We start from the raw sequence: 7,974 nt of genomic DNA, 5'->3' as shown, positions 1-7,974 counted from the left end.
TTTGATTCTTCCCACACTCCCTAGTTATCTTTTCCTAACATAATCATATCATTATTCATCTCTGTGGGGGCCCCCCCCGCGCCCCCCCCCGCGCCGCCCCCCCCGCCCCCCCCGCCCCGCGACTGTGCTATGGGCGGTGTCAAATGCGAACAATCAGCAGACTTTTCGATTCCCACGACCAGGCAGCGCGTGCCGTTGCCGCGCTTCAGGCGGCAGGAATTTCTCACGAACAGATCAGCGTCATCGGACCTTACGACGACGAAATCGGCGCTGTCCTCAGCGGTCCTGGCGGTGCCGCGCTTGGCGCGGCTGCTGGTCTGTTAATCGGCCTGGGTGCTTTTGGAGCCACCGGCATTGATCCTGTCGGAGCAGCGGCTGGCATGGTCCTCGTCGGTGCGGCCTGTGGCGGCTTTGCTGGCAGGCTTCTCGGGGCATCTGCCGATCTTGCCAAAAAGCCGGGTGAGCCGAATGTTGCACAAGGCGTCATTTTTGTGATGGCGCGCGTCGATGAAAACCAGGCCGATACCGCGCAGGCAGTGCTCGAAAATCCCGTTCACGTAACGCAGCTCGTGGCCACGGTCGGGTGAGATGTGTCGGGTTGCACTTCTCGCTGAGCCATCAGTTTTCCCTCTGACGGTTCACGAGACGGGAAGCGTCTGCTCGACCAGATTGACGTAGTAGCGCAACACGGTCGGCACGATCTCGTCATTGAATACGTAGCGATCGCCATGCAGCCCCTCGCCGGGACCGACATCGCCGACCCCAATCCACGCGTAGCAGCCGCCTGCCTCGCGGATCATGAAGGCGAAATCCTCGCAGCCGAGGCTCGGGCTGAACTCGGTCGTGACGTTCTCCCTCCCGACGGTGGCGGCGGCCGCCTCGACGGCGCGGGCCGTGGCAATTGCCGTGTTGATGAGCGGCGGATAGCCCTTCTTGTAGTCGAGCGTGGCCTTGAGCGAATGGGCTGCGGCAATACCCCGGGCGATCTCGCCGATCAGCTTCTCGCAATGATCGGAATGACCGGGCTCGAAAAAGCGGCAGGTGCCTTGCAGCCAGACCTTGCCAGGCACGATGTTGCCGGCATTGCCGCCATGGATCTGGGTGAGGCTGACGACCAGCGCGCTTTGCGGGTCAACCGAGCGGCTGACAATGCGCTGGACGGCCTGGACAAAGGCGCCCGCGGCCAGGATCGGGTCGTCGCCGAGCTGCGGCATGGCGGCATGCGCGCCAATGCCCTCGAAGGTCAGCTCGAAATTGTCGACGGCGGCCATCTGCGCTCCAACGCGAGCCGCGATCGTCCCCAGTCTGACGCCCGGCCAGTTGTGGACGGCATACATGGCCTCGACTGGGAAACGCCTGAACACGCCGTCTTCGATCATGCGCAAGCTGCCGCCTTCGTTTTCTTCGGCTGGCTGGAAGATGAAGTAGACGATACCCTCGAAGGCGCGGGATTGGCTGAGCAGTCTGGCCGCGCCGAGCAGCATGGCGGTGTGGCCGTCATGGCCGCAGGCGTGCATTATGCCCTCATTCCTGGAGGCATAGGGCAAGCCGGTCCTCTCGACGACCGGAAGCGCGTCCAACTCGGCGCGAAGACCGATGGCGCGCGTGCCCGTGCCGCTGCGCAGGACGCCGACAACCCCAGTGCGGCCGATCCCCTCATGCACCTCATCGAAGCCGAAGGCGCGCAGTTTCTCGGCAACGAAACGTGCCGTTTCGTTCTCATCGAATCCGAGTTCGGGATTGGAATGGATATGGTGGCGCCAGGCTATCACCTCTGGCATCAAGGCGGCGATGGGGTCATTATGCAGCACGATGCTCTCCTTCCACCGGCAAAGGGCGGTTTGATCCGGGATCACGATTAGAAGGTCGCACAAGAGGCGTCTTGAACCAGATTGACCGCAGCAGAGAGAAAGACGTGGACGCGACCGAGACCAGGAAATACTGGCGCCATCCCTGCTTCCCGGACCTTGGCCTGTTCAAGGCGCGCTTCACGCAGCACCGTTATGAGCTGCACACGCACCCAACCTATGTGATCGCGCTGATTACTTCTGGCTGCGAACGCATCCGCATTGGACGCCACAACGTTCTTGCTCCGGCTGGTACCATTGCCGTCGTCAACCCCGAGGAGTGGCATGACGGGGAACAGGGTGCGGATGAAGGCTGGGCCTACCGGACGTTTTATCCCTCGGTGCCGCTGATGGTGGGGCTCGCCCGCGAGTTGGGCGGAGATGGCGCTCCGGTCTTCTCGCACGCGATCATCGAGGACAGCGATCTCGCCGAAGCATTGGTGGGGGCGCATGAAGGTTCTACGTCCCAGGACGCAACGAAAGCCGAGGCGTCGCTGCTCGTCGCCTTGAGGCATCTCATCGTTCGGCATGGCGATTGGAGCGGGCGAACCGAAGCGATCGATAGCTCGGGATCGCGACAGAGGTTCTCGCTCTACGAGGATCTTGTCGAAAGCGAACTTGGCTCGCAGCTCGATCTGCAGCGGTTTGCCGACGCCGGGCGCGTCACCCGGTTCCAGGTCATCCGGGATTTCAAGAAAGCGATTGGCCTGACGCCCGCGGCCTATATCCGCGACCGGAGACTGCGTCGCGCCAGTTCCTTGATCGAACAGGGGCTCGGCCTCGCCGATGCCGCGATTGCGGCAGGTTTCGCCGACCAGAGCCATCTTTCCCGCACGTTCCGGGCGACGCGCGGCATGACACCTGGCATGTATAGGAGAGGAGGCTGAGTGCTCCCAAAGGAGACGCTTGCGCGCGGAAATTTGCTGCGCGATGGTGAAGTTGGGCTTGGGGGGAAATCATGCGAAAAATCCTGGTATCGACGACGCTGCTGCTCGCGGCAGCCATTTCCGCAACCGCCGCGTACGCGCTGGACGCCAGCGGCACCCCGGTTGTCGTGACCCCGCTTGCCTCGCGCACCGAGACGGCGTCCGGCCAACCGATCACGCTGCCGCAGAAAAACGTGCAGGTCCTGGTTTCGTCCTTTGAGATTGCGCCGGGCGCGACCTTGCCGGTCCACAAGCACCCGTTCCCCCGCTATGCCTATGTCCAGGGTGGGACGCTTCAGGTCACCAATGTCGAGACCGGCAAGAGCACCACATACAAGTCAGGCGATTTCATCATCGAAATGATCGGGCAGTGGCATCAGGCCACCAATGTCGGCGTCGATCCGGTCAAGCTGCTGGTCATCGACCAAGTCGAAGAAGGCACCAAGAACACAGTGTTGCGCCAGTAGCCAGCAGGCTGCTCACTTCGCCGCCGCGCTCACCCGGTCCGCGGCAGCGGCCAGCACGGCGCGGTCGCCCTCCTCGTACAGGCGGCGGACGGCGATGGCGCTGACGCGCCAACCTTCGGGCGTCCGCACCAGCCGGTGGAGATAGCTGGCGCCGACCGTCCAGACCCGTGCGTCGATCCAGTGGCTGGCGCGGACATGGCTGCGCGCAACCGCATCGTTGCCCCCGCCTTCGACAACGATGTTGGTGATGAGGTGCTGGGTGGCGTCGAAGCCCGGCAGCAGGCCTTGCCACTGAGCAATCAACGAGTCGCGGTCGCTGGTCGCCGCCTCGCCACCGAAAAGGCTCGTATAGTCGGTCGTGACGCGGGCCGCGAGATAGGATTTGACCCGGTTCCATTCGCGCAAATCGGCATAAAGGCCGATCCCCGCCACTGCCTCGGCGATGGCGGTCCCGTCTTCGACCGTCAGCGCAGCCGTGGACTGCGTGGTGCTTAAGGCCGGCGCACAGGTGGCGGTAGACGTCGCGGCGAAAACTGCCGAGGCCAAGACCTGCCGGCGGGTGACGGGGCTCATTGTCCTGCCTCCCCTGCACTGCTCAGCGTGGCGCGGAAATGCGCGGCGACGGCATCGGTCGCCGCCTCCACCGGCGCGGCGCCGTCGTAGAAATCGAACTGGGTCACATTGTCGAGCCACAGTTCCTGCTTCGGCCCAGTCAGTCGCGCGTAAAATTTGTGCGCACCCTGCGGGATGGCAGCCGCCTCGCTATGCACCATCAGGAAGGGCTGATGCAGGCGCGGAGCAGCCTGGATCGCGTCGAATGTCAGCCAGCCGCGCCAGAAGGCCGGATCGGCCTCGTTGCGCCAGGCCGGGATCATGCCGCGATCGGGCTCGGTGTAGTAAGGCACCTTGAACATGATCGCCCGCTGGTCGGTCAGGCTGGCGGCGGGCAGGAATGCCGGCTTGCCGGTGCTGCGATACGCAGCCTCGGCCGCATTGCCCGCGGCTTCAAGCCTGGCGACCCCGTCCTTGCCGCCATAGGTCTGCTCGACCACCTCGGCATCGTGCAGCCAGGGCGCAACGAGGGCGACCGACTTGATCGCGGCATCTTTAGCGGCGGCAGTGACCATATAGCCGGAGCTGGCGCAAATGCCGAGCCCGCCGATGCGGTCCTTGCTGACCTCGGGCCGGGTTGCGAGATAGGCGACCGCCGCTTCGATCTCGGCGATCTTGGCGCTGGGGTCCTCGTATTGGCGACGTGCGCCGCCGCTTTCGCCCCAGCCGCGGAAGTCGAAGGTCAAGGCAACGAACCCACGGTCGGCCATCTCGCGGGCGTAGCGGGCCGGCATCTGTTCCTTCACCGTCATCCATGCGCCGGTCACGACCAGCGCGGGCCGAGCTTTCGCCGGGTCCATATCCTCGGGCAGATAGAGATCGCCGACGATCTGCTCACCGTGCGAGGCGAAAGTGACGCGCTCGACGCGCGGTGCGGCGAAGGCGCTGGAGCCGAGCGCGACGGCGGTTGCCGCGGCTAGCGTCAGGATTTTCAACATCGCAAGTCTCCTTTTGCTTGGAGCGAGAAACGCGGCGCGACGGATTTAGGAAGGCCGCCGTCTCAGCGGTCGTCCGCCAGTCTGCCGGGCAGTGGCTTCAGCGGGTAGTGCGTCCAGTAGAAGGCGTCCGACTGGTACATGTCGGTCAAGAAATTCTGTGCCTCGGCGATCTTGCCGTCCTTGATGCGAAACATCAGGGCGTAGAGCTGGTCGATCTCGGGACCTGAGCCGACGTTCGACCAGCCGCGATGGATGTCGACGACGAGATCGCCTTGCGCCTGGAAGAAGATCGGCTCAGCCCTAAATTTGCCGTCGGCCAGGCCGCGAAAGAAGGCGACCACTTCCTCCGGCCCGCGCTTGTCGCCGGCCAGCGGATGATGGCCGGGAATGCGCCACACGATGTCGGGCGCGAGGAAAGGCCGGACGGCCTGCGGGTTCCCGGTCGCGTAAGCTGCGTAATAGTCCTTGATCAGCTGGATGTTGCGGTCTTCCTGAGGACCGCCGCTCGCGGGGGCGGCGGACACCGCCAGGAGAGCGCCGGCGGCGAGCGAAGCGAGCCTGGTCATCAGTCCTGTCTCCCTTGCCTGTTCGAGCCGTCGCAACAGCGATGCCCATTCGTCGGAGCCAACATGAGGCTTTTTGTTCACCGGAAAAACCCGTATAGTTCGACAAGGCTATTTGGAATAACCTCACAATGCGCCTCGACCAGTTCAGTGGCATCGTCGCCTTCGTGAAGGTCGCTGAGGCCAAGAGCTTCACCCGCGCCGCGGCCGAACTCGGCGTCGCCCCTGCCTCTTTGAGCGAGGCGGTCAAAGGGCTTGAGGAGCGTCTGGGGGTGCGGCTCCTCAACCGCACGACCCGCAGCGTTGGCTTGACCGAAGCCGGCGCCCATTATTTCGACCATGTGCGCCCAGCGGCCGAAGAAATCCGGGCGGTTGGCGCGGCGCTGCGCGAGACCCGCGATCGCCCCGCCGGCACGCTGCGCCTGAGCCTGCCGTGGATCGCCGCGCCGCTGCTGATCGAGCCGCTGATGGGGCCGTTCATGGACGCTTACCCGGAAGTGCGGCTTAGCCTGATCTTCGACGACAGCTTCGTCGATATCGCCGCTCAGGGCTTCGATGCCGGCCTGCGGATCGGCGAACTTCTCGAGAAGGATATGGTCGGGGCGCGTCTGGGCGGGCCGCTGCAAACGGTCGTGTTGGGGAGCCCGGACTATCTGGCGCGTAACGGCACGCCGAAGCGACCCGCCGACCTCGCCGCCCACCGCTGCATCGCCTTCGCCTTCGCCCGCACCCGCGCCATCTCGCCCTGGGAGTTCGTCGTGGACGGACGCCAAGTCGAGTTGACGCCCGACGCACGCCTGGTCGTGAACACACTTCCGCTCTGCATCACCGCCGCCGCGCAAGGGCTTGGCCTAGCCTTTGCCGTCGAAGGCCTCGCTGCGCCGCTTCTCGCCTCAGGCGCGCTGGTCAAGGTGCTGGAGCCTTTCTGTCCCACCTACGAACCGCTCCACCTCTATTATCCCAGCCGCCGCCTCGTCCCGCCCAAGCTGCGAGCCTTCATCGACTTCGTGCGCGCGAACGCCCACAATTTGCGGATCTGATGCGCCGCCGCGAAAACCGACATATCGGCGAGCCGGCTCATCCCCAGGCGCCGACCATCTGCCTGGTGGCGGCGTTGAGGCGGTTGAAGGCGTTGATCAAGGCAATCTGGACCACCAGTGCGGCAAGCGCCTTCTCGTCATAATGCCGGGCGGCCTCGTCCCAGATCGCGTCCGGCACCGGGTCCGGCCGGTCGCAGAGCCGGGTTGTTGCCTCGGCAAGCGCAAGAGCCACGCGTTCAGCGTCGGTGAAGTAAGGCGTCTCCCGCCAGGCGGACACGTTGAAGATGCGCTCGTCCTTTTCGCCGGCCTTCTTCAATTCGCGCGCATGCATGTCGATACAGACGCTGCATCCGTTGATCTGGCTGGCGCGCAAATGGACGAGCTTGCGCGTCACATAGGGCAGGTCAGCCGTTTCCGTCGACTTGTCCAGCGCGAGCAGCGCCTGCAGGGCGCCGGGAATGAGAAGCACCGGGTTTTTCAGTCTTGCTTGCATGGCGGTCTCCTTGTTTTGCCGATTCCGGATGCCAATCATCCGGGTTTTTGGTTTTACTGTTCCGTTCGTCCTGCGGATCGGATCGGAGAGGGTTCGAAGAAATCATCGGCCGCGCTGTCCACGCCAAAACCCATAACTCGCTAGCTATTGATTGACCCATAACTCGTTGGTTATGAGTGTGTCAAGAGGGAAATTGGCGGCAATGCAAACGGCAGCGACCCGACGCGTTGAGCCGATAATTCCAGCTTTCGCGGCAAGGAGCCCGATGCTAGGGCTGCACGTCATGAATCCGCAACGGATCGCCCTGTGACCGACACCGAACGCCCTCGCCTGCCGCTGATCGAAATCTGTGTCGAAGGCATAGATGGCCTTCTGGCCGCGCAAGCCGCCGGCGCCGACCGGGTCGAGCTGTGCGCCAGCCTGGTCGAGGGCGGCATCACGCCGAGTTTTGGCACGGTGCGCGCAGCCCTCGAACTGGCGACGGTCCCGTTCCACGTCATCGTGCGGCCGCGCGGCGGCGACTTTCTCTACAGTGACGCCGAGTACGGTTCGATGCTCACCGATGTGCGCGCGCTGAGCGAGCTTGGCGTGGCCGGCGTCGTAGTCGGCTGCCTGAATGCCGACGGTACCATCGACGAAAAGCGCATGAGCGAATTGGTGCAGGCGGCAGGGTCCTTGAACATCACCTGCCATCGTGCCTTCGACATGACGCGCGATCCGGCCGAGGCGCTGGAAGCGCTGATCCGCAGCAAGGTCGGCCGCGTGCTGACCAGCGGCCAGCGCGACACCGCATTGGACGGCGTGGCCCTGCTGGCGGAACTCGTCCGGCAGGCGGGGAAGCGCATCATCATTCTCGGTTGCGGCGGGCTCGATCCCACGAACATCGCCGAGGTGCGGGAAAGAACCGGGCTGACTGAAATGCACTTCGCCGCACTCAAGGACGTGCCGAGCGCCATGCGCTACCGCAATCCTCAGGTTGGGATGGGCGGCACCGACCTTGACCGCGAATACCGCAACACGGTGACCAACGCGGCGCTTGTGGCTGCGACGATTGCGGCGGCGCGAGCATGATCCCGAAGGAAGCAAAC

The 7,974-nt window shown here is 64.3% G+C and carries 10 protein-coding genes; 5 read left to right on the top strand and 5 right to left on the bottom strand.

Annotated features, from left to right (window positions below; genetic code table 11):
• Nucleotides 1-143: 143 nt before the first annotated feature.
• Nucleotides 144-587: a hypothetical protein gene (locus tag AC0L3L_RS14495; protein WP_473638087.1), complete on the top strand. Its 444-nt coding sequence runs from the start codon at nt 144-146 to the stop codon at nt 585-587.
• Nucleotides 588-638: 51 nt separating this feature from the next.
• Here AC0L3L_RS14495 and AC0L3L_RS14490 read toward each other — a convergent pair whose 3' ends face one another.
• The gene (locus AC0L3L_RS14490; protein WP_473638086.1) at nt 639-1,811 is read right to left on the bottom strand and encodes a M20 aminoacylase family protein; all 1,173 of its coding nucleotides are present in this window, start codon (nt 1,809-1,811) and stop codon (nt 639-641) included.
• A 71-nt stretch (nt 1,812-1,882) separates the two neighbouring features.
• Here AC0L3L_RS14490 and AC0L3L_RS14485 point away from each other — a divergent pair, with 71 nt between their 5' ends.
• Both AC0L3L_RS14485 and AC0L3L_RS14480 read left to right on the top strand, forming a co-directional pair.
• Nucleotides 1,883-2,734: an AraC family transcriptional regulator gene (locus AC0L3L_RS14485; protein ID WP_473638085.1), complete on the top strand. Its 852-nt coding sequence runs from the start codon at nt 1,883-1,885 to the stop codon at nt 2,732-2,734.
• 71 nt (nt 2,735-2,805) lie between these two features.
• Nucleotides 2,806-3,240 carry a cupin domain-containing protein gene (locus AC0L3L_RS14480; RefSeq protein ID WP_473489232.1) on the top strand — a complete coding sequence of 145 codons (435 nt, stop codon included), beginning with the start codon at nt 2,806-2,808 and terminating at the stop codon, nt 3,238-3,240.
• A 12-nt stretch (nt 3,241-3,252) separates the two neighbouring features.
• On the opposite strand, the gene AC0L3L_RS14475 is transcribed toward AC0L3L_RS14480, so the two are convergent.
• From AC0L3L_RS14475 to AC0L3L_RS14465, 3 genes are all read right to left on the bottom strand, one after another.
• Nucleotides 3,253-3,813, bottom strand: coding sequence for a nuclear transport factor 2 family protein (locus tag AC0L3L_RS14475; protein ID WP_473638084.1), 561 nt, complete (start codon nt 3,811-3,813; stop codon nt 3,253-3,255).
• Nucleotides 3,810-4,790: an alpha/beta hydrolase gene (locus tag AC0L3L_RS14470; RefSeq protein ID WP_473638083.1), complete on the bottom strand. Its 981-nt coding sequence runs from the start codon at nt 4,788-4,790 to the stop codon at nt 3,810-3,812. The genes AC0L3L_RS14475 and AC0L3L_RS14470 overlap by 4 nt, the downstream gene beginning before the upstream one ends.
• 62 nt (nt 4,791-4,852) lie before the next feature.
• Nucleotides 4,853-5,356 (bottom strand): nuclear transport factor 2 family protein, encoded by a 504-nt coding sequence (locus AC0L3L_RS14465; RefSeq protein ID WP_473638082.1) that lies wholly within the window; start codon nt 5,354-5,356, stop codon nt 4,853-4,855.
• Nucleotides 5,357-5,484: 128 nt separating this feature from the next.
• Between AC0L3L_RS14465 and AC0L3L_RS14460 the strand changes: the two genes are divergently transcribed.
• Nucleotides 5,485-6,393, top strand: a complete 909-nt coding sequence (locus AC0L3L_RS14460) for a LysR family transcriptional regulator (RefSeq protein WP_473638081.1) — start codon at nt 5,485-5,487, stop codon at nt 6,391-6,393.
• 37 nt (nt 6,394-6,430) lie between these two features.
• Here the strand turns inward: AC0L3L_RS14460 and AC0L3L_RS14455 are convergent, their stop codons facing one another.
• Nucleotides 6,431-6,886, bottom strand: coding sequence for a carboxymuconolactone decarboxylase family protein (locus tag AC0L3L_RS14455; protein WP_473638080.1), 456 nt, complete (start codon nt 6,884-6,886; stop codon nt 6,431-6,433).
• A gap of 306 nt (nt 6,887-7,192) precedes the next feature.
• Here AC0L3L_RS14455 and AC0L3L_RS14450 point away from each other — a divergent pair, with 306 nt between their 5' ends.
• Nucleotides 7,193-7,957 (top strand): copper homeostasis protein CutC, encoded by a 765-nt coding sequence (locus tag AC0L3L_RS14450; RefSeq protein WP_473638079.1) that lies wholly within the window; start codon nt 7,193-7,195, stop codon nt 7,955-7,957.
• The last annotated feature ends 17 nt before the right edge of the window (nt 7,958-7,974 follow it).

This window comes from Mesorhizobium sp. WSM4849, from assembly GCF_055811385.1.
Note: the sequence above shows the minus strand (reverse complement) of the source record. Positions and strands in the feature narration are given on the sequence as shown.

Excerpts from the sequence above, each read along its gene's own strand:
- AC0L3L_RS14495 (WP_473638087.1), top strand. The coding sequence starts at position 144 with ATGCGAACAATCAGCAGACTTTTCGATTCCCACGACCAGGCAGCGCGT.
- AC0L3L_RS14480 (WP_473489232.1), top strand. The coding sequence starts at position 2,806 with ATGCGAAAAATCCTGGTATCGACGACGCTGCTGCTCGCGGCAGCCATT.
- AC0L3L_RS14475 (WP_473638084.1), bottom strand. The coding sequence starts at position 3,813 with ATGAGCCCCGTCACCCGCCGGCAGGTCTTGGCCTCGGCAGTTTTCGCC.
- AC0L3L_RS14470 (WP_473638083.1), bottom strand. The coding sequence starts at position 4,790 with ATGTTGAAAATCCTGACGCTAGCCGCGGCAACCGCCGTCGCGCTCGGC.
- AC0L3L_RS14465 (WP_473638082.1), bottom strand. The coding sequence starts at position 5,356 with ATGACCAGGCTCGCTTCGCTCGCCGCCGGCGCTCTCCTGGCGGTGTCC.
- AC0L3L_RS14460 (WP_473638081.1), top strand. The coding sequence starts at position 5,485 with ATGCGCCTCGACCAGTTCAGTGGCATCGTCGCCTTCGTGAAGGTCGCT.
- AC0L3L_RS14455 (WP_473638080.1), bottom strand. The coding sequence starts at position 6,886 with ATGCAAGCAAGACTGAAAAACCCGGTGCTTCTCATTCCCGGCGCCCTG.